Consider the following 19,627-nt stretch of genomic DNA (forward strand, 5'->3'; position numbering starts at 1 on the left):
CTTTCTGTTTTGAAGTACCACAGCCTATCACAACGGTTCTTTCACAAGTTGTGGTAAATCTTCAGCAATCGAAGTGCCATGAATTCCGTCCAGCTTATTGAAATACTCAAACAATTCATCCTCTTTTATATCGTAAACTTCTTTTATTCCTTTTATGATCGTGGAAAGATATGCTTTGGCTGGTGGATTGATTTCATCTTGCAAAAAGGCTTCACTACTAAAACTGATCACCGGTAGATCATCTATTTCTCCGAGGTGTAACAGGTGTCCATACCTCCCGCCGGGTAGGCAGTTAAAAAATCCATCACATTCAAGACGATTGAAATCAACCTGAATATTGTCTTTTACCCGCAATTCCTGCCTGAGAAGGTCTTTGAACTGGCCGAGTGTGATTTTATAGATTCGTCCGTAAGTAGGGAATTTTGATTCTTTTTTAGGTTTTAAAAATCCGATACCGCCACCATTCCAGGCAATAGATTCCTTGGCAAAATACAGTTCCCGGTCTATTAAAAATGGTCGACTCTCAACAGGTTCACTTTTATCTTTACAACCTTCAAAGAATTTTACCGCGCCAGAAGGAGTTCCTCCCTGGATATAACAGAGAAAACGCGCCTTCCTTATATTGGAGCCATAACAGGCGTACCAGATATGGGAATTAACCATTATTGAATTTTTTCAAGTTCAGCAGGGTCTAAATCTACCGGTCTCTTTCCGTATTTGCGGGTATCTTCTTTGGTGAGAATCCTAAAATCTGAAGTTTTATTCATGTGGTCAAACTTTTCATATAATTCCTTTGGAAGACTGGTAAGCTTTCGCTCTTCAAGGTCAATCCATGAGCCCATCATTTCACAACTCGAACAATGCCTCCCTTTATAGTCATAAATATTATGGATAAATTCAAAATACATTCCGTCTTCTGAAAGGCCTTTCAGCTCAAGACTTACCACAATAGGGTGCCCGGCAAAGATTTCTTTGAAATAATAGATGTGTTCATAAAAAACGATTGGTCCCAGGTTAAATTTAGAAAGTTCACGGTGGCCAAAGCCTTGCTCCATAAGGAATCCCATTCGGGTATGGCTCATAAAATTGATATAAGCCGAATTCGCGAGGTGACGATTGGCATCAAGATCACTCCAGCGAATTTCAAATTTCTTGGTGTACATAAGCTCTTTTTTTCAAAACTACCAATTAAAAATAGGCACGCATAACTGTTTTTCTCTAAGTTTATGCTAAAATTGAAGAATGCCGCTTTTATCTTCAAATTATATCCCGCCCAGGCTCTATAGAAACGCTGATATTGCCACTATCTATGCCGCTACTTTAAGAAAGGTAGCTATAGACATTCCCGAAAGAGAAAGACTGGAATTAAAAGATGGGGATTTTATCGATCTGGATTGGTTTTATTCCGGGCAAAATTCCCGGAAAGCAATTATTTTATTACACGGCCTTGCCGGAAACTCAACCCGGCCATATATGAAAGGCATGGCAAAGGTTTTTAATAAAAAAGGCTGGGATGCAATTTCAGTGAATTTACGCGGTTGCAGTGGAGAAATGAACCGCCTGTACCGAAGTTATCACGCGGGTGTGACCAATGATCTCGGAGAAATTATAAATCATATTCTCTCCCTTTCTAAATATGAAAAAATAGTTTTGCTGGGATTTAGTCTTGGCGGAAATATTGTGCTGAAATACCTTGCGGAAAGAGATAAAATACCTTCGGAAATTGTTTCGGGAATTGGCATTTCTGTGCCCTGCGACCTTGCCGGTTCCCTGGGAGCCATCAACAAAATGCGAAATTTTGTATACGCCCAGCGATTCCTTGTAAATTTGAAGGAGCAACTTTTGCAGCGAGCCGAAAAATTTCCGGAAAAAGTTAATCCTGTCGCGATTAAAAAATGCCGGTCGCTCAGGGATATAGATGATCTTTACACTTCCAAAGCCCATGGCTATAAAAATGCTTCAGATTATTACCGTCAGGCCAGTTCGCTTTATTCCCTTGAAAAAATTAAAATTCCTTCGCTTCTGATAAATGCCAAAAATGATAGTTTCCTTTCCGAAGAGAGCTATCCGTATAAAAAAGCAGAGCATTCACCCTACTTTCACCTGGAAACCCCTGTTTATGGAGGTCATGTTGGTTTTATTACCAAAAACGGCCCATTTTATCATGAAAAGCGAGCGATTGAATTTGCTAAAAAGCAGCTTGGTCTCCATCCATCATAATTGGAGATGCTATAGAATTGATTATCTTTGCGCAAGCTTTTAAAAAACCCGTATGATCCAATCAATGACAGGCTTTGGGAAGAGCATAACTCAAATTCCCAATAAAAAAATCACCGTAGAATTGAAATCGCTTAACAGCAAGAATTTCGATCTCAATGCCCGAATTCCTTCCCAATACAGGGAAAAGGAACTGGATCTGCGCAATATCATCTCCAATTCACTTCAGCGCGGTAAGGTAGATCTATCAATTTATGTGGAATTTACCGGGGAACAAACTTCTACCAATGTCAATACTGAAGTCGTGCAAAATTATATGCATCAGCTTCGGGAAATTGTGAATGCATCTGAAGTGGAACTACTTAAAATGGCAGTAAAAATGCCGGATGCCCTCAAAACCGAAAGAGAAGAGATCGATGAGGAAGAATTCAAGGCTATAGAAAAAGCCGTTCGGGAAGCACTTGAAGAAATCAACAATTTCAGGACAGATGAGGGTGAAGCTTTGGAAAAAGACCTTAAACTGAGAATTTCTAATATCGGCCAACTTCTTGATAAAGTGATCAAAATGGATCCCGAGCGAGTCGAGGCTGTAAAGGAACGCCTGCGTAAAGGCATTGAAGACCTAAAAGAACAGGCCGATGAGAACCGTTTTGAGCAGGAACTGGTTTATTATATTGAAAAATTCGATATCACCGAGGAAAAGGTAAGACTTGACAATCACCTGGAATATTTCGAAAAAACGCTTAAAACCGATGATTCGAATGGAAGAAAACTCGCCTTTATTTCCCAGGAAATAGGCCGTGAGATCAATACCATTGGCAGTAAATCAAATTTCGCTCCCATGCAGCAACTGGTGGTGCAGATGAAAGACGAACTTGAAAAGATAAAAGAACAAATTCTAAACATACTCTAGATGAGTGAAGGAAAACTTATCGTTTTTTCCGCTCCTTCGGGTTCCGGAAAAACAACGATAGTACGCCACCTTTTAAAGCATCCGGAACTGAAACTGGATTTTTCAATTTCGGCAACCTCCCGTGAGCCCAGGGGAAATGAAGTAGATGGGAAAGATTACTATTTTCTGAGCCTTAAAGATTTTAAGCAAAAGATCAAAAATGACGAATTCCTGGAATGGGAAGAAGTGTATCGGGATAATTTCTACGGCACCTTAAAAAGCGAAGTAGAACGCATCTGGAAAGAAGGAAAACATGTAATTTTTGATATAGACGTGGTTGGAGGCCTGGATATTAAAAATATCTATCCCGAAAGAACGCTGGCGGTATTTGTAAAACCGCCAAGTATCGAGGAATTAAAAATCAGGCTTAAGAAAAGGAAGACCGAGAGCGAAGATAAGATCAATATGCGGGTAGCAAAGGCGTCTATTGAACTTGCCACCGCACCACAGTTCGATTTTATAATAGAAAACAAGAACCTGGAAGTTGCTCTTGACGAAGCCTACGAACTGGTAGCCAATTATGTTGGCGCTGAAAAACCCGCGTAATGAGTGAGAAGATCGGCTTATTTTTTGGCACTTTTAATCCTATTCACATAGGCCATCTTATAATTGCCAATCATATGGCAGAATTTTCAGATCTTGATGAAGTCTGGCTGGTGGTGACTCCTCATAATCCGCATAAGAAAAAGAAAAGTCTGCTGGACAATCATCATCGCTACGAAATGGTCTATCGCGCCTGTGAGGACTATCCAAAGCTAAAACCAAGCAATATTGAATTTAATCTTCCCCAGCCCAATTATACCATAAAAACCCTTGCTCACCTACAGGAAAAATACCCGGAGAGGCTATTTTGTCCTATAATGGGCGAAGACAATCTGAAGAGTCTTCATAAATGGAAAAACTACGAGGTGATTTTGGAAAATCATGATGTATATGTGTATCCGCGAATCGCTGCAGGTGAAATGGAAGAAAAATTCAGGAACCATCCTAAAATCCATCCAATAGCAGCTCCTGTTATGGAAATCTCGGCCACCTTCATTAGAAAAGCGATCAAAAAAGGGAAGAATATCAGGCCATTATTACCTGAAAAAGTGTGGGAATATATTGATGAAATGAATTTTTATAGATAAAGGACTGTTTTGAGCTCTTTTTGATATTCATTTTGGCTGATTGAACCTGCTTTTTATTGCGGAACTACAAACCTTAAGACGTCGACTGCCTTCAGTTTAATATCTCCAGGAATTTAAAACAGTCCTTATTTATTTTTATCTTTTTCCATCCAATGGCGGGATTCGTAATACCTGCCCCGGATATATTTTATCGGGATCCTGCAACATAGGTTTATTGGCCTCAAAGATCAGCGGATATTGATTAGGATCACCGTAATGTTTTTTTGAAATACTCTCTAAAGAATCGTCCCTTTCAACCGTATGAAAAACAGCTTCAGGCTCGGTGTTCTCTACATCCATTCTATCATCTACCTGTGCGATTCCTTCAGTATTCCCCACGACAAGAATAATTTTTTCCCGTGTGGTCTGGTCTTTTGCAAGCCCCGAAACCGTCGCCATATCATCTTCGATATATATCCCGAGGTTTTCCACCTTCAGGTTAAGCTCAGTGATCGTTTGTTCCAGTTTTTGGGCTGCTCTTTCATTCTCCTGTCGTTCTTCCCTTTCAATTTTTTCGCTTTTACCGGCTTCCTGGGTTTTTGCTTTCTCTATTCCGAAAATCTTTTTGCCTGCATCTTTGATAAAAGAAAATATTCCCATTGCTGTTTTTTAGCTGATCAACTCTTAAATGTACAAAAGCAGGATTACTTAATCTGGAAGGACACTGCTAAAATTTTGCAAAAAACAAAATTGAAAAAAACCGCTCCTTTCGAAACGGTTTTTCTCAACTAAATAACCAACCAAAAAAACTAAGAAATGTTCTTTCAGAAAATGAAATCAAAAAGAACACATCTATAACGAAGCACAACGGGGTAAAATTGTAGAGAAATTCCCGCTTTTATGTTAAAATCGAAACCTTCTGTTTTTTTGAAAAATCCGCAAAAATAACCTGCAAATTGCACGAAAAACTTTAGTTCCTTTTAAAAATGATTATTTTTGGATACAGAATGCACATTTATGGATAAAAAACCCAGTTTTGGTGTTATAGGAGGTGGGAGTTGGGCCACAGCGATTGTTAAAATGCTTTGTGAAAATTTAAACAAAGTGAATTGGTATATGCGCAGTGTCTATGCGCTGGAACATATCAAAAAACAGGAACACAACCCCAATTATCTTAGCTCTGTCGAGTTTGATGTGAGTCAGCTTAATTTGAGCAACGATATCAACAAAATAATAGAAGTTTCAGATTATCTCATTTTTGCCATTCCTTCAGCATTTCTAAAAAGGGAACTCGACCTGGTAAAAGTTCCTTTAAAAGACAAGGTGATCTTTTCTGCCATTAAAGGCATAGTTCCGGAAACCAGCCTCATTGTTGGAGAACATTTCAACGAATATTTTGAGGTTCCCATGGAAAACATCGGCGTTCTCACTGGTCCCTGCCATGCTGAAGAAGTCGCCCTGGAAAGGCTTTCCTACCTCACCGTGGCCTGCCTCGATGAAGAGAAGGCTCAGGTCATGGCCGATAATCTTGCCAGCGATTATATTACCTGCAAGATCAGCGATGATGTGATTGGCACCGAATATGCCGCCATGCTGAAGAATATTTATGCCATCGCCGCAGGAATTGCACATGGTCTTGGTTATGGAGATAATTTCCAAAGCGTGTTGATGAGCAATGCGATAAGGGAGATGAAAAAATTTATCAAGAAGGTACATAAAATGAAAAGGAATATAAACGATTCCGCTTACCTGGGAGATCTTCTGGTTACGGGCTATTCTATTTTTAGCCGAAATCGCATGTTTGGGAATATGATCGGTAAAGGTTATACCGTTAAAAGCGCGCAGATGGAAATGAGCATGATCGCTGAGGGATATTACGCCACCGAAAGCGCTTATAAGATCAACAAACTTAAAAAGGCAAAAACACCTATTATAAATGCGGTTTATGCCATTCTTTATGAAGGAAAAAATCCGAAAAAAGTCTTTAATAAACTGGTAGATAAACTGGATTAATTCCTGTTAAAATTCTTACATTTTTTTATTCCGCCAATTAACAAAAATTGATTTTGGCGGATTTTTTATTCCTTATATAGATTTTTTTATACTACTTTAGAGGTACCAAATCTCTAATTAACCAACTTATCATGAACAAAAGAGTAATTATGACGAGCTTCGTTCTGGGGCTCTTATTTAGCAGTTGTCAAACCGAAGAAGCGATTAATAATGTTAATCTCGAAATGAAAACTACGGATATCAGTTATATGATACACGAGCCGGATTTCTTTACCGGGCCTTCAGCTGAAATACATGAACCAGACTGGTTCACCAAAAATAATTTTGAAGAATGCAATCAATTTCCTGAATATAATGGTTCCGCAAACCTTGTGGTTACCCGTAATGATGATGCCGATTATCATGGAGATTTTGATTTCAATAGCCTACAGGTTGCCGGCACCCTCAATTACTGCGGAGTTACCACCGTTGCTCAGGTTGTAAATATTAACTGGGCAGGAGTTTATACTCACATAGGCCAAATCCAAATCGGGACAGATGAAAACCCGGCCGACCTAATCGTGAACCACGGAGGCCATTTCAATCTTTTTGGTTATGTGCATATCACCGGTGATCTTCGATTGAACGATGGGGCCACCCTTAAATTTATTGGAGATGATCCAGACAAAGTTTTCATCAAGGTAGACGGAAACATCATTATTGATGAAAATGCCGTTGTTGATGAACGAATAATAATAGGTGAGAATGAGCTTTATTTAGCTCATGAAGATTAGAAAATAGATCTTCTTAACAAAAAGAGGCTGCCAAAAAGGAATTTTTGATAGCCTCTTTTATTTTGCCAGGATTCCTTTATTCGGGATCAGTGGGATCTCTTTTAGCTTGTTCTGCCTTAGACTTCCTGCCGGAAAATGAAATTTTTTATCGAACATCTTCGAGTTCAGAAAATAACTCACATGAAACTCATTATTCAGTTTTAGCACATCATCCTGAAGATATTCGATTTTCGCGAAAGATTTGGCGGGAAGTCTCTCCATTTTATGCCGCATGACCGAAGTTTTCTTTTTCAGGTCATGACCTTTAGAAACCACCAGAACCATTTCAAGCTCCTTCTCAGTTTCATTGATCAAATACACGTTCCATTCTTCACCCTGAAATTCTTCATTGAATTCTTTTACGGCTGCAACAAAAACCCCTTTTACTTCAGGTATTTCAATATCCTTTTTCAAAATTTTTCTTCAGCCTTTTTCCTGATTTTATTCCAAATGATCCAAAGAATCACTGCGGCAACCGCTAAAAGAATGATTCCCAGCGTAATTTTGATCAGCGCTATGATAAAAGTGACGTAAATAATTACGGCAAGAATTAGGATCGCCAGGGCGAAAAAAACATATTTTTTCATCTAAAATGAAGATTTAAACTGCTCAAGAAAACGAAGATCATTCTCAAAGAACATCCTGATGTCTTCAATTTGATAAAGCAGCATAGCGATCCTTTCTATTCCCATCCCAAAAGCAAAACCGGAATATTCTTTAGGATCGATATTACAATTTCTCAAAACATTCGGGTCTACCATTCCGCAGCCCATAATTTCCAGCCAGCCGGTTCCTTTGGTGATCCTGTAATCGGCTTCACTCTTTAAACCCCAGTAAATATCAACTTCTGCGCTTGGTTCTGTAAATGGAAAATAAGAAGGTCTCAAACGGATTTTCGAGTTTCCGAAAAGTTGCTCGGTGAAATAGAGCAGGGTTTGTTTTAAATCGGCGAAAGAAACATTCTTATCAATATACAGGCCTTCCACCTGGTGAAAGATACAATGAGAACGCGCTGAAATAGCTTCATTTCTAAAAACTCTTCCGGGTGAAATGGTACGTATAGGCGGCTTGTTTTCTTCCATATATCTCACCTGTACAGAAGAAGTATGCGTTCTAAGGAGGATATCGGGATCTGTTTGAATGAAAAAAGTGTCCTGCATATCCCGCGCCGGGTGGTATTCGGGAAGATTTAAGGCCGTAAAATTATGCCAGTCATCTTCCATTTCTGGTCCTTCAGAGACATTGAACCCGATATTAGAGAAAATTTCAATTATTTGATTCTTTACAATGGAAATAGGATGCCTCGCGCCAATCTCTACAGGCTCTGCAGGCCGTGAAAGATCACCGTAGATCCCTTTTTCTTCCTGCTGCTGTTCAAGTTCTTCTTTTAAAGCATTCACTTTTGCCTGGGCCGCGGTTTTAAGCTCATTTACCGCCTGTCCAAACTCCTTTTTCTGCTCATTGGGCACATTTTTGAATTCAGCAAAAAAGTCATTGAGAATTCCTTTTTTCCCGAGATATTTTATTCGGAAAGATTCTATTTCTTCTGCAGAATTCGCATTAAAACTTTCAACCTCAGCAATATGTGCTTTTATCTTTTCTATCATTGATAATTTCATTTCGGAAGCGCAAATTTAATAAAATTTACTCCTAAAGCCCCTCCTTTTAAGTCTATATTCGGTAATTCACTTACTTCAGCAAGCGATCGCGATAAATGTAACTTATCAAAAAGAACACCGCAAAGGCACCAAAGCTGTGCCAAAGCCAATGCGTTCCCATGGGTAATATATAAATAAACCTATCCAGCACCCTGAAAGTTATAGCTGCGCCAAAACATACAATGGCAAAAAGGATAAGAATCCAGTTTTTCATATGCTTTGTATACATATAAACGAAAATGGGAAGTAAAAGGCCCAGTGCGGTACCAATATATCCTACCGAGGTTTTTATACTCCTCGCCCAGGGAATAAGCCTGATCCCCACAACCAGGAACAGAACAATGAGAATTAGCCACAACCTGCCTTTCCAGCTGGTTTTTATCCTGGCTGTAAAATATACCGAAACGGCAAAACACATCACAACAATTGGCAGCCAGTCGAGGTACATCCAGAAATCGTGGCTGCGAGTGGCATGATATACCGTACCGCCAATATAGCTAAGCAGTAGAAACGGCATGCTCCAGGCTAAGAACTTATGCGTTTCCATATTCCGGTAGACTTTAATCGAAAAATAAATGATAATTCCCAGAAAGAGCAGATTACTGTAGGTGTTGAATGGCTCTACAGGAAATCTTCCCGCTAGGGTCTCCTGATAGATAGGACCGCTGTCATTCGGAAATGAATCGAAAAACAGGAACAAACTCATTTACGAAATATATTCTTTTTTAAGAAAATAGCTTACAATGGCTTCTTTCATTAAAACCGACTGCTCACCTGCTTTCAAACTTGGCAGTTCTGCCGTGACCTTAAAATGCGGCCAGCCTTCATCGTCATAAAAATCAAATTCATAGTAACCATAAGGCTCCAGAAGTGTACAAATGGCAACATGCATCAAATCGATTTTATGATCTTTTTTAAACTGCCTGTGAATCTGCCCTAATTCCTGTACCCCAATTAGATAAATTATAGCGTCCAATTCCATCAATTCTCCATCTGCAAACTGGTCAGAAAGCTTTTTCTGAACAGTCTTCCATCGCTCCTTTAATTGTTCATCTCTTGCCATATCGCAAATATAATATCTAGATTCAATTTATTCCTATATTTGATTTTATGAATTCTGTCGACATAATTTTAGCCCTGGTTCTGCTCTACGGATTGGTTCGGGGATTCTTTCGGGGATTTTTTATTGAACTTGCCTCGCTGGTAGGGATCATTGCCGGGATTTATGGGGCAGTACATTTCTCACAGTTCCTTAGCGGCATACTTTCCAACTATATAGAGTGGAAAAGGGAATATTTAAATCTCGTTGCTTTTGCGTTAATCTTTATTTTAATAGTGTTCGTAGTTTCCCTGGCGGGAAAAGCACTTACAAAAATTGCCAGTTTTGCGGCACTAGGGCTCATCAATCGGTTTTTAGGGGGAATTTTTGGTTTGCTGAAAGCCGCTTTTGTTGCCAGTGTGATCATCATGTTCTTTAAGGCTACACGAGAGCATGTTGAAATTGTTGAACAGAAAACGCTGGACGATTCTATTTTGTATCCTTCAGTTGAAGTGGTCGCTCCCATTATTCTGCCTTCTATCATCAAACAGGTGAAAGAAAATGACCTTCTCGATGAGAATAGCGATTGATTTGGAATAAAAGGAAAGATTTTTTTCAGCAGAAAATTCTGATCAAAGCTTTACAAAAAATCCTATAATTTTTTAATATCAGAAGATTTTATCCAGCCCTGGTCACCATTTGCCAATTCAATCCGGCTCCATTCCTGGTAATCTTCCAGAACTTTCGCCCTGGCCCCTTCGTGAAGTTCAAAACTGGCGTCACCACGCATATTGGGTTCATTCCTTACTTCAGCTTCTTCGCTAAAGACAATGGCGAACTCGTTATTTTCAATATACGAGCGTTGCTGAAAAGCGAAGAAAACGGAAACCACACACAAGAAAAGGGAGAAAATTGCCGATCCGAAAAGGATCCTCTTGGCCACAGGTCTGCCGGAAAAATAATAGAAAAGAAATAAGATCACGAACAGCAAAGAAAAGCCAATTGCAATCCAGGCCCAGGTATGATACGTGAAGGTGGCAAGAAAACTATTAAAACGATCGCTCATTCCCGTTTGTTCTACCGCTTCAATGTCATCAATGGCCATATTTCGGGCAAATTCGATATTATTCCTGATGTCTTCATCACCGGGTTTTAACTGAAGCGCCTTTTCATAATAATAAATACTGGGAGCCACATGGTTAAGCTTATAATGTGCATTGGCAAGGTTATAATACAATTCGGCTGAAGCTTCCCCATTATCTAAGATCTTCTGATAATCTTCAACAGCTTTCTCATAATTACCATTTTGGTATGCTTTATTCGCCTGATCAAAAAGCTGCTCATTCTGGGAAAATCCCAGGAAACTCATCAATAAAACCCCTATTAATAATAACTTTTTCATCTTACAACTGTTTATCAAGAGTTGAAATTACCTGAACCGCTTTTTCATAATCCTGCTGCATGGCATCTGAAGATGCAGGAGTATATCTCGCAAACTCACAACTGGCCAGTAAACCAATAAAATCTTCAACGGCGGCTTCATCTACTGCTCTCTCCCTCAAAATTCCCTGAATACGTTCCTTGCTCATCTCACTGGTTTGAATATGCAGCTTGGCTTTGAGGTAATTATGAAGGGAGCGCTCAAGGGCCAGGTAAAATTCCTTCTGATCACCTAAATTCCTTTTCGCATCAGAAAGGTATTTTCTTGCCAGTTTATCGGCCCGTCGAATCCTGTTACCTTTGATGTCATTGGCGCGTTCCTCGCGTTTTTTTCCGAAGAGGATAAACAGCGGAATTACCACCAGAGGAGCAATTAAAGCAGCCCAAAATCCGCCCGAACCAAGAAAATCATCACCATTGATCTTTTTAAGATCGGTGTCCAGTTTTATAAATCTGAATTGCGCTCCATTAGTGGCAATACTTTGTTTTTTAACTCCCGGTGAAATTCCGGATGGCTCATTCCCGGCGAGCGGCCCCTTATCTACATTGATCATGATGTCGTTTGAAGACTCCGATTTATAAGTGCCCGTTTCAGGATCAAAATAGGAAAAGGAAAGTGCAGGAATGGGATATTTCCCCTTTTTCGTAGGAACTATGGTATAAGTTTCAGTAATGCTACCCTGCATTCCCTGCAAATTGGTAGTTACATTTTCGCTTCTCTCCGGCTCGTACATTTCAAGAGACGGTGGCGCAGTAAGATCGGGTAGATCAAAAAGTTTCAGGTTACCTTTACCTTTCACCTGTACTTTGGCCTGCAGGCTTTCTCCTGCATTCAGTTCCTTTTTATTGGTGGTAACACTGAAATCGAAATTACCCACCGCACCGGTAAAATCGGCCGGTTTATTGTCGGGTAATGGTTTTACATCGATCTTCTTATTATCGGCAGCTACTGTTTTATTCACCGTTTTGTATATACGGCTGCCAAAAATATCCCGGCGGTCGCTGGGCACATCTACCGCCACAGAAAGTGTTAGAGGTTCAATGTTAAGCTCCCCGGTCTTTTGGGGGTATAAGATCGTCTTTCTCAAAATTACATAACGGTAAGGCTCTCCCTGGTATTCACCTTCTTCAACCCGTAGCTGGTTAATATCGATATTCTGACTCCAGAAATCGCTGTATTTAGGACTATCAAGCTCGCGCCAGTTACTCACGCTTACCCTCGGACTCACATATAATTTATAAACCACGGTAATGGCCTGGTTCAGGTATGGACTGGTATTGGAAACCTCAGCAACCAGGTGCAGATTATCCTCGGCAGTGATTTCGGTATTATTCCCATCGGTAGGTTTATCAACCGCGGCTGTAACCTCCACCGCGACGGGAGAAGTTTTGTAAATTTTATCATCGATCTCTATCTCGGCCTGGCCTATGGTCGCTTTTCCTCTTTTTTTAGGCTGAAGATAGAAACTATAGGTCTTGGAATACTCCATTTTCCCATTGAGAATGCTGGTACTAATACGCTGATTGGGACCTCCAACAACGGTAAAATCATTAAAAGATGGCGGCCGGAAATTATCTCCGTCCTCATTCATTTCGAAATCTACGCGGAGCCTTTCATTAATTCCCAGCTTTTCCCTGCTCACTTTTGCTTCAAATCTCACCTGAGCCTGAAGCATTCCGGCGGCAAACAGTAAAAAACTTAAAATTAAATATTTTGTTTTCATCGTGTTATTCCTGTACTTCTTATCCTGGTTAAACTGGACTACCAATCTTTTTCGGTTTTAACTTTAACGCCTTTTGCCTTTTCAGCGTTTATTTTATCCTGAACTTTTTTCTCTTCATTGTTCATGGCTTCGAGCAGATTTTGAATTTGTTGTGGCGATAATTGCCCTTTTACGGGTTTAGGCTGCTGTTGTTGCTTTTTATCTCCTTCACCAGGTTTTTGTTTTTGCTGGTCACCTTTCTCTTTCTCCTGATCTTTGTTCTGGTCGCCTTCTTTTTTATCTTTTTTATTTTCACCTTCGTCTTTAGGCTTTTGATCCTGGTTTTGCTGATCTCCACCTTTGCCGTCTTTGTTCTGATCTTTATTCTGCTGGTCCTGCTGATCTTTTTTATCCTTGTTATCCTGGTTTTTCTGATCCTGATTTTGATCTTTATTATTCTGTTTTTCTTTTTCAAGCATTTTTTTTGCTAATGCGAGATTATAGCGTGTTTCATCATCGGTTGGATCATTGCGCAGGGCATCTTCAAAAGCATTGACGGCCTCCTGATAATTCTTTTGTTTCATAAAGGTATTCCCCAAATTGTGATAAATACGATGCTTATCTTCTTTGGAATCTGCCACTTTTGCAGCCTGTTTTAAACGATCAGTCGCTGAAGGAGCCTTTTCTTTGGTATAGTAAAGGTTGCCCATATTGTATTTTGCCATAGAATTGCTGGGATCTTTGGCTATGGCCTGGCGATATGCAGCCTCAGCATGGGCAAAATCGTTTTCTGAAAGGGCATCCTGTGCCCGGGCTATATAGTTATTGGATTGTTTTTTGATCTTTTCAGGATTCTCTTTCTGCGCGAAAATATTGGCAGAAAACACTATAAAAAACAGTAAAATCCAGTTGTATTTATTTTTCTTCTTCATTTTTTGAACCTTTCTTCCTTCTTTCATTAAAGAGGTTAAGCCTTTTTATCCAGGCAGTACTTCTTTGTAATATAAATATATCAAGAAATAATAATGCCAAAGATAATCCAAGGAACCATTGAAAATGAGATTCATAGTCGGCAAACTGCTTTGCTTCGAATTCGGTCTTTTGAATATTTTGTAATTGGTCCTGTACATTTTCAACAACCTTGTTAGTTACCGTTCCGTCAATATAGGCTCCATTGGCATTTTCGGCAATCTCTTTCAGGGTTTCCGGGTGCAATTTGGTAATTACTGTCTCCCCCTGATTGTCTTTTTTATAGGTTTGAACAACCCCGTTTTGCTTGATAGGAATAGGGCCTCCTTTTTCGGTACCAACTCCAATGGTGAAAATTCTTATTCCTTTTTTGGCAGCTTCTTCTGAAATGTTTTCAATATTTCCCTCATGATCTTCCCCATCGCTGATGATAAAAAGCACCCGATTGGTTTGCTGGTCGTCATCGTAATAAGTGGTAGCAAGATCTATAGCATCACGTATAGCCGTTCCCTGGGAAGAGATCATATCGGTATTCAATGACTGCAGGAACATTTTGGCCGCCGAATAATCGGTGGTAATTGGCAATTGGGGTACCGCACCCCCGGCATAGGCAATAATCCCAATCCGGTCACTGCCAAGGTTATTGATGATCTGGCTCACCAATTGTTTGGCCTTTTCCAGTCTTGAAGGCGCGATATCTTCAGCATCCATACTTTTAGACACATCAATGGCAAAAACAATGTCTACACCTTCTCTTTTAACCGTTTTCAGCCTCGTTCCCATTTTCGGATTTACAAGGGCTATCACAAGGCTTGCAATAGCGAGTAAAATTAATATCAGCTTAAAAAGCGGTTTGGAGCGTGAACGGTTAGGGGCAAGCTCCTTTAGCATGGTATTGTTTGCAAAACGCCTGCGGGCCCTTTTCTGCCAGATCTTATAAAACAAATAAAGAAGTATTACTACCGGAATTGCCAGCAATAACCAAAACCATATTTTTTCTTCGAGTACAAACATTTAAATAAAACTTCTGAAAAGAGTAAACCTCAATAAGATTTCTAATAATAACAATCCTCCTGCCAGTAATATGAGCGGACGAAATTTTTCATCATAATTGTAATATTTGAACTCTTCTATTTCGGTTTTTTCCAATTTATCGATCTGTGAATAGATCTGTTCCAGTTTTTGGTTATCGGTCGCCCGGAAGTATTCCCCGTTGGTTTTGGCTGCGATTTGTTTTAGCAGGTCTTCATCGATCTCCACCTGGACATTTCCAAACTGAAACCTTCCGTTGGGCATGATGGCCACAGGAGACAAGGCCATTCCGTTACTACCCACTCCAATGGTATAAACTTTAATTCCGAATTCTTCGGCAAGTTCACTGGCAGTATGCGGATCTATAAATCCTGAATTATTAACCCCATCGGTAAGTAAAATAATTACTTTGCTCTCAGCTTTACTATCTTTTAACCGGTTTACGGAAGTAGCAAGGCCGGAACCTATCGCTGTTCCGTTTTCCAGCATGGTGTTATATTCAATGTCCTCCAGCGATTTCAAAACAATAGACTTGTCACTTGTAATGGGAGTTTTTGTAAAGCTTTCACCCGCAAAAACCACCAGGCCAATTCGATCCCCCGGGCGGCCTTTTATAAATTCCTCGGCCACATTTTTTACAGCTTCCAGCCTGTTTGGCTCAAAATCACGAGCCAGCATACTTGCGGAAACGTCAATCGCCATAACAATATCAATCCCCCGGGTGCTGCTGGTTCGGGTTGAAACGTCTACGGTTCTAGGTCTCGCGAGGGCTGTTATGATCAATGACAGCACCAGTAACCTGATAATAAAAAGGACAGGTTTGATCCTGGAAAGAAAACTCGGCGTGGCTTTAAAACCTTTTACACTCGAGATCTTTAATTCGGGCGTTTGCTTATTCCTTTTCCAGATATACCATGCGATTGCGATTGGCAGCAGTAAAAACAGCCAAAAGAATTCCGGATTCTCAAAATTGAAATTTGCAAACATTATTCTTCCAGATTTAATAATTCAACCGAATTTATGATGCGCCCGGCAATTTCATCGGCATATTTATCGTCTTCATTGTAAACTACAATCACCTGTTCAAATCCTCCTTTTACGGCAAAATTTAAAATCACATATTCATTCGGAATAGTTTTCCCGGTTACGGGATTTTTCGCGTCAAGTGTTCCAAAAACCTTCATCCCCTTAGCTCCGTTCACGGTGGTGAAATCTTCATGCTTCATTACGATATTCTGAGCGCCCTGTTTTTCAAGCTCTGCATAGATCCCATCGAGGGCCTTTTCCAGATCAAACTTAACTTCTCCCTTGAATTTCACGGTATTTACAACCGTATAGAAATTGCTCAATAAGCTTCCGTAAGCGAAACTCTCCAGGCCTGGCATCATTTGTTTTTCATCTTCAGTAAGTGGCAAATCGGTCCTGATCAAAACTTTAGGCGTGGTGACAGCCACCGGTGGATTTCCGTATTCACTGCGAATCCAGTCACCTTCCAGTAATTCTTTGGTGGGATGGCCTATGTAAGTATCTTTCACATAATCGAAGCCTTTAGTCGCAATGAGTGCCGAAATACCAATAATAATTACCACCGCGCCGGCAATAATTCCAAAAACGATACGTCTCCTCTTTTTCCTTCGGGCCTGTTCTTTTATATAAGCCTCATCCTGCATAAGTTCTTCTTCGGTAGGCTCGGGAACAGAAGCTTTAAGGTCATCAATAATATGCTGAGTTTTTGAACGGTCTTCTTTAGCCGTGATCACATCAGGCTTTGAGCGGGCAAATTTCGCGAGGTCAGCCCTGTCAAGAATTTTTCTGAAATCACGAATGGTATTTTCAGTAAGATTTAAATGCCCTTCCTGCCGTTCTTTTTCAAGATATGCAATAAGCTCATTGGTGGTACTTTCGAGTCCGCGATCATAAATTTTCCTGTCGAGATATTTCCTTGCGGAAAAACTCAGCTGGGAATAATATTCTTTGATCTCTCTTTTTTCCAGGAGATCTGAATGATCAAGCCGATCAAGTTCCACCATCGCCTGCTCGTAAGGAGGCAATTCAGGCTCTTCAGCCGCCTTTTTCTTTCTACGGATGATGAAAAAAGCAACCAGGCCGGCAAGAAAGAGGATTCCGAGCAACCACCAAACCCAGTCTGGAACTGTAAATGGCGGCGGCACTTCTATGGAAGGCTTTATAGGATAGAGCTTTTGTTTGGTAGTATCAACAGCCACGGTATTCACCTCAACGGGAATAGAATCGGTGGTAAAGGAATTGTTTCCTATTAATACTTTTTGCCGCGGAATTACGTAATGACCTGAATCAAATTTGGTTAAAAAATATTCTTTGAGCAGGCGGTAACCTGTTTTATTTTGAATTGTATCGGCTTCTTTTGATTCTACCAGTTCCATCGGAGCGAATAGTGAGTCTCCTTCTGGAAATACTACCAGATTTTCAGGTTTTGTATCTACCTGAATTTGGTATTTTATCTGTTCACCTATTTTTATCTGTGTGGTATCGGCAATAGCAGATACCTTATCCTGGGCAAAACTTATATTGGCTAATAAAAGGAATGCCATAAAAAACAGAAATCCCAGCAGGCCTGAGACTTGTCTTGTTTGATATGGATTCTTTTCGTTTCTGTTCATTTTATTTTATCCTCTTCTTTTAAAATATCCCAAAAGTTTTTTAACATAGCTTTCATCGGTTCGGTTATTAATGATTCCCGCTCCGCTAAGTGAAAAACTCTTTTGAAAGTAGTCCATCCGTTCTAAATAATATTGAGAATATGCTTTCCGAACAGACTTAGATCCGGTATTAACCGTCATGTATTCGCCTGATTCTTCATCCAACATTTGTACCAATCCTATATTAGGGATGCTTTCTTCTGTTTTATCATAGACCCTGATGCCGGTAAGATCATGCCGTCCGGCCACGATTTTAAGGGTTTGCTGATAATCATCGGCCAGGAAATCGGAAAGCAGAAAAACAATGGCTTTCTTTTTCATGACATTGGAAAGATATTTCAATGCACCCGCAATATCAGTGTTTTTCCCTTTTGGTTTAAATTCCAGTAATTCCCGAATGATGCGAAGCACGTGAAGCCTACCTTTTTTAGGCGGAATATAGAGTTCGATCTGGTCGGTAAACAGCATCAAACCTATTTTGTCATTATTTTTGGTAGCCGAAAAAGCAAGGGTAGCAGCAATTTCAGTAATTACATCCTTTTTGAATTGTTCCTGCGTTCCGAACATTTCAGAACCCGAAACATCCACCAACAGCATCATGGTGAGCTCACGTTCTTCCTCAAAAACTTTTACGAAAGGTTCGTTATAACGGGCGGTAACATTCCAGTCTATACTTCTTACGTCGTCGCCAAACTGATATTGGCGCACTTCGCTGAACGTCATTCCGCGCCCTTTAAAGGTAGAATGGTATTCCCCGCCGAAGACGTGATCGCTCAGCCTGCGGGTTTTAATCTCAATTTTCCGTACTTTCTTAAGAAGTTCCTTTGTATCCATGCTTATCAATGAACAATTAGCAATGATCAATAAACAATTTTGATCATTGTTAACTGATAATTGTCAATTGTTAGGGTACTTCGATTTCGTTGACGATCTTATTTACAAGATCTTCTGAAGTGACATTTTCGGCCTCTGCCTCATAGGTGATTCCAATACGGTGGCGAAGCACATCGTGCACCACGGCACGAACATCTTCAGGCACCACATAGCCGCGGCGCTTGATGAACGCGTAACATTTTGAGGCGATCGCAAGGTTAATGCTACCCCTTGGGGAAGCTCCAAAACTGATCAGAGGCTTGATATCCTCAAGCTTATATTTTTCAGGAATACGGGTGGCAAAGACAATATCGAGGATATATTTTTCAATTTTTTCATCCATATAAACTTCGCGTACGGCCTGTTGCGCTTGTAGGATCTGTTCCAAACCAACTACCGGGTTCACTTTTTCAAATCCGTCTTTCAAATTGGCCCGAATGATCAGCTGTTCTTCAGCAATCTGGGGATATTTAATAACCGTTTTAAGCATGAACCGGTCTACCTGGGCTTCCGGTAACGGATATGTACCTTCCTGCTCGACCGGGTTTTGCGTGGCCATTACCAAAAAGGGTTTGTCCAGTTTGAAAGTTTCGTCACCAATAGTTACCTGCTTCTCCTGCATGGCTTCCAATAAGGCAGATTGCACTTTGGCAGGAGCCCGGTTGATCTCATCGGCAAGTACGAAATTAGCGAAAATAGGACCTTTCTTAATACTAAAGTCGTTTTCTTTCATATTATAGATCAGGGTACCTATCACATCGGCAGGTAAAAGATCTGGCGTGAACTGAATACGACTAAAAGACCCGTGAACAGCCTGGGAAAGAGTGTTGATGGCGAGCGTCTTTGCCAGTCCTGGAACTCCTTCCAGGAGGATATGTCCCTGACCAAGGAGACCAATTAAAAGACGTTCTACCATGTGTTTTTGCCCAACGATGACCTTATTCATTTCTCGGGTTAGCAGGTCAACAAAGGCACTTTCTTTTTCGATTTTTTCGTTAATACGGGAAATATCAACTGATGAATCGTTTTCCATCATGAGTTTTCGGATTTAGTTTACGTTCATTTACGCTCACAAGTAAGCGTCATAAATTGTGCATTATTGAGTTGAATGGCGTTAAATTTAAGTTAAAAA

The 19,627-nt window shown here is 40.2% G+C and carries 23 protein-coding genes; 7 read left to right on the forward strand and 16 right to left on the reverse strand.

What is annotated here, in order from left to right:
• Positions 1–27: 27 nt before the first annotated feature.
• Both C7S20_RS04925 and C7S20_RS04930 read right to left on the reverse strand, forming a co-directional pair.
• Positions 28–663, reverse strand: coding sequence for a hypothetical protein (locus tag C7S20_RS04925; RefSeq protein ID WP_107011435.1), 636 nt, complete (start codon positions 661–663; stop codon positions 28–30).
• Entirely contained in the window at positions 663–1,163 is a 501-nt protein-coding gene (locus C7S20_RS04930; protein WP_107011436.1) for an acyl-CoA thioesterase, read from the reverse strand. Before C7S20_RS04930 ends, C7S20_RS04925 begins: the two co-directional genes overlap by 1 nt.
• A gap of 79 nt (positions 1,164–1,242) precedes the next feature.
• On the opposite strand from C7S20_RS04930, the gene C7S20_RS04935 reads away from it, so the two are divergent.
• The 4 genes from C7S20_RS04935 to nadD are packed head-to-tail and all read left to right on the forward strand — an operon-like array spanning position 1,243 to position 4,299.
• Positions 1,243–2,220: a YheT family hydrolase gene (locus C7S20_RS04935; protein WP_107011437.1), complete on the forward strand. Its 978-nt coding sequence runs from the start codon at positions 1,243–1,245 to the stop codon at positions 2,218–2,220.
• Positions 2,221–2,272: 52 nt separating this feature from the next.
• Entirely contained in the window at positions 2,273–3,130 is an 858-nt protein-coding gene (locus C7S20_RS04940; RefSeq protein ID WP_107011438.1) for a YicC/YloC family endoribonuclease, read from the forward strand.
• The gene (gmk, locus tag C7S20_RS04945) at positions 3,131–3,715 is read left to right on the forward strand and encodes a guanylate kinase (protein WP_107011439.1); all 585 of its coding nucleotides are present in this window, start codon (positions 3,131–3,133) and stop codon (positions 3,713–3,715) included. It abuts the gene before it with no gap.
• The gene (gene nadD / locus C7S20_RS04950) at positions 3,715–4,299 is read left to right on the forward strand and encodes a nicotinate (nicotinamide) nucleotide adenylyltransferase (protein ID WP_107011440.1); all 585 of its coding nucleotides are present in this window, start codon (positions 3,715–3,717) and stop codon (positions 4,297–4,299) included. Before gmk ends, nadD begins: the two co-directional genes overlap by 1 nt.
• 135 nt (positions 4,300–4,434) lie before the next feature.
• Here the strand turns inward: nadD and lysM are convergent, their stop codons facing one another.
• Positions 4,435–4,938, reverse strand: a complete 504-nt coding sequence (lysM, locus tag C7S20_RS04955) for a peptidoglycan-binding protein LysM (protein WP_107011441.1) — start codon at positions 4,936–4,938, stop codon at positions 4,435–4,437.
• Between the two features lie 357 nt (positions 4,939–5,295).
• On the opposite strand from lysM, the gene C7S20_RS04960 reads away from it, so the two are divergent.
• Entirely contained in the window at positions 5,296–6,291 is a 996-nt protein-coding gene (locus C7S20_RS04960; RefSeq protein WP_107011442.1) for an NAD(P)H-dependent glycerol-3-phosphate dehydrogenase, read from the forward strand.
• Positions 6,292–6,422: 131 nt separating this feature from the next.
• Positions 6,423–7,064, forward strand: a complete 642-nt coding sequence (locus C7S20_RS04965; RefSeq protein WP_107011443.1) for a hypothetical protein — start codon at positions 6,423–6,425, stop codon at positions 7,062–7,064.
• A gap of 57 nt (positions 7,065–7,121) precedes the next feature.
• On the opposite strand, the gene C7S20_RS04970 is transcribed toward C7S20_RS04965, so the two are convergent.
• The 5 genes from C7S20_RS04970 to C7S20_RS04985 form a co-directional block, all read right to left on the reverse strand.
• Complete coding sequence (locus C7S20_RS04970) at positions 7,122–7,517, reverse strand: hypothetical protein (RefSeq protein ID WP_107011444.1); 396 nt, start codon at positions 7,515–7,517, stop codon at positions 7,122–7,124.
• Positions 7,514–7,690, reverse strand: coding sequence for a hypothetical protein (locus tag C7S20_RS19660; RefSeq protein ID WP_193510794.1), 177 nt, complete (start codon positions 7,688–7,690; stop codon positions 7,514–7,516). Before C7S20_RS19660 ends, C7S20_RS04970 begins: the two co-directional genes overlap by 4 nt.
• Complete coding sequence (gene pheS / locus C7S20_RS04975) at positions 7,691–8,710, reverse strand: phenylalanine--tRNA ligase subunit alpha (protein WP_107014101.1); 1,020 nt, start codon at positions 8,708–8,710, stop codon at positions 7,691–7,693.
• 82 nt (positions 8,711–8,792) lie between these two features.
• A complete protein-coding gene (locus C7S20_RS04980) occupies positions 8,793–9,467 on the reverse strand; it encodes a hypothetical protein (RefSeq protein ID WP_107011445.1) in 675 nt (224 codons plus the stop codon).
• Entirely contained in the window at positions 9,468–9,824 is a 357-nt protein-coding gene (locus C7S20_RS04985) for a PHD finger domain-containing protein (RefSeq protein ID WP_107011446.1), read from the reverse strand.
• A gap of 47 nt (positions 9,825–9,871) precedes the next feature.
• Here C7S20_RS04985 and C7S20_RS04990 point away from each other — a divergent pair, with 47 nt between their 5' ends.
• Positions 9,872–10,390, forward strand: a complete 519-nt coding sequence (locus tag C7S20_RS04990; RefSeq protein WP_107011447.1) for a CvpA family protein — start codon at positions 9,872–9,874, stop codon at positions 10,388–10,390.
• A gap of 62 nt (positions 10,391–10,452) precedes the next feature.
• Here the strand turns inward: C7S20_RS04990 and C7S20_RS04995 are convergent, their stop codons facing one another.
• The 8 genes from C7S20_RS04995 to C7S20_RS05030 all read right to left on the reverse strand — a co-directional run bounded on the left by C7S20_RS04995 (position 10,453) and on the right by C7S20_RS05030 (position 19,531).
• Entirely contained in the window at positions 10,453–11,202 is a 750-nt protein-coding gene (locus C7S20_RS04995) for a tetratricopeptide repeat protein (protein ID WP_107011448.1), read from the reverse strand.
• 1 nt (position 11,203) lies between these two features.
• The gene (locus C7S20_RS05000; protein ID WP_107011449.1) at positions 11,204–12,964 is read right to left on the reverse strand and encodes a BatD family protein; all 1,761 of its coding nucleotides are present in this window, start codon (positions 12,962–12,964) and stop codon (positions 11,204–11,206) included.
• Positions 12,965–13,002: 38 nt separating this feature from the next.
• Positions 13,003–13,875, reverse strand: a complete 873-nt coding sequence (locus tag C7S20_RS05005; RefSeq protein WP_227009104.1) for a tetratricopeptide repeat protein — start codon at positions 13,873–13,875, stop codon at positions 13,003–13,005.
• Positions 13,859–14,926: a vWA domain-containing protein gene (locus C7S20_RS05010; protein WP_107011451.1), complete on the reverse strand. Its 1,068-nt coding sequence runs from the start codon at positions 14,924–14,926 to the stop codon at positions 13,859–13,861. The genes C7S20_RS05005 and C7S20_RS05010 overlap by 17 nt, the downstream gene beginning before the upstream one ends.
• Entirely contained in the window at positions 14,927–15,931 is a 1,005-nt protein-coding gene (locus C7S20_RS05015) for a vWA domain-containing protein (protein ID WP_107011452.1), read from the reverse strand. It abuts the gene before it with no gap.
• Positions 15,931–17,583, reverse strand: coding sequence for a cytochrome c-type biogenesis protein (locus tag C7S20_RS05020; protein WP_107011453.1), 1,653 nt, complete (start codon positions 17,581–17,583; stop codon positions 15,931–15,933). The genes C7S20_RS05015 and C7S20_RS05020 overlap by 1 nt, the downstream gene beginning before the upstream one ends.
• 6 nt (positions 17,584–17,589) lie before the next feature.
• Positions 17,590–18,456: a DUF58 domain-containing protein gene (locus C7S20_RS05025; RefSeq protein WP_107011454.1), complete on the reverse strand. Its 867-nt coding sequence runs from the start codon at positions 18,454–18,456 to the stop codon at positions 17,590–17,592.
• A gap of 70 nt (positions 18,457–18,526) precedes the next feature.
• A complete protein-coding gene (locus C7S20_RS05030) occupies positions 18,527–19,531 on the reverse strand; it encodes an AAA family ATPase (RefSeq protein WP_107011455.1) in 1,005 nt (334 codons plus the stop codon).
• Positions 19,532–19,627: the final 96 nt, after the last annotated feature.

The sequence above is a fragment of the Christiangramia fulva genome (genome assembly GCF_003024155.1).
Classification (GTDB): Bacteria; Bacteroidota; Bacteroidia; order Flavobacteriales; family Flavobacteriaceae; genus Christiangramia; species Christiangramia fulva.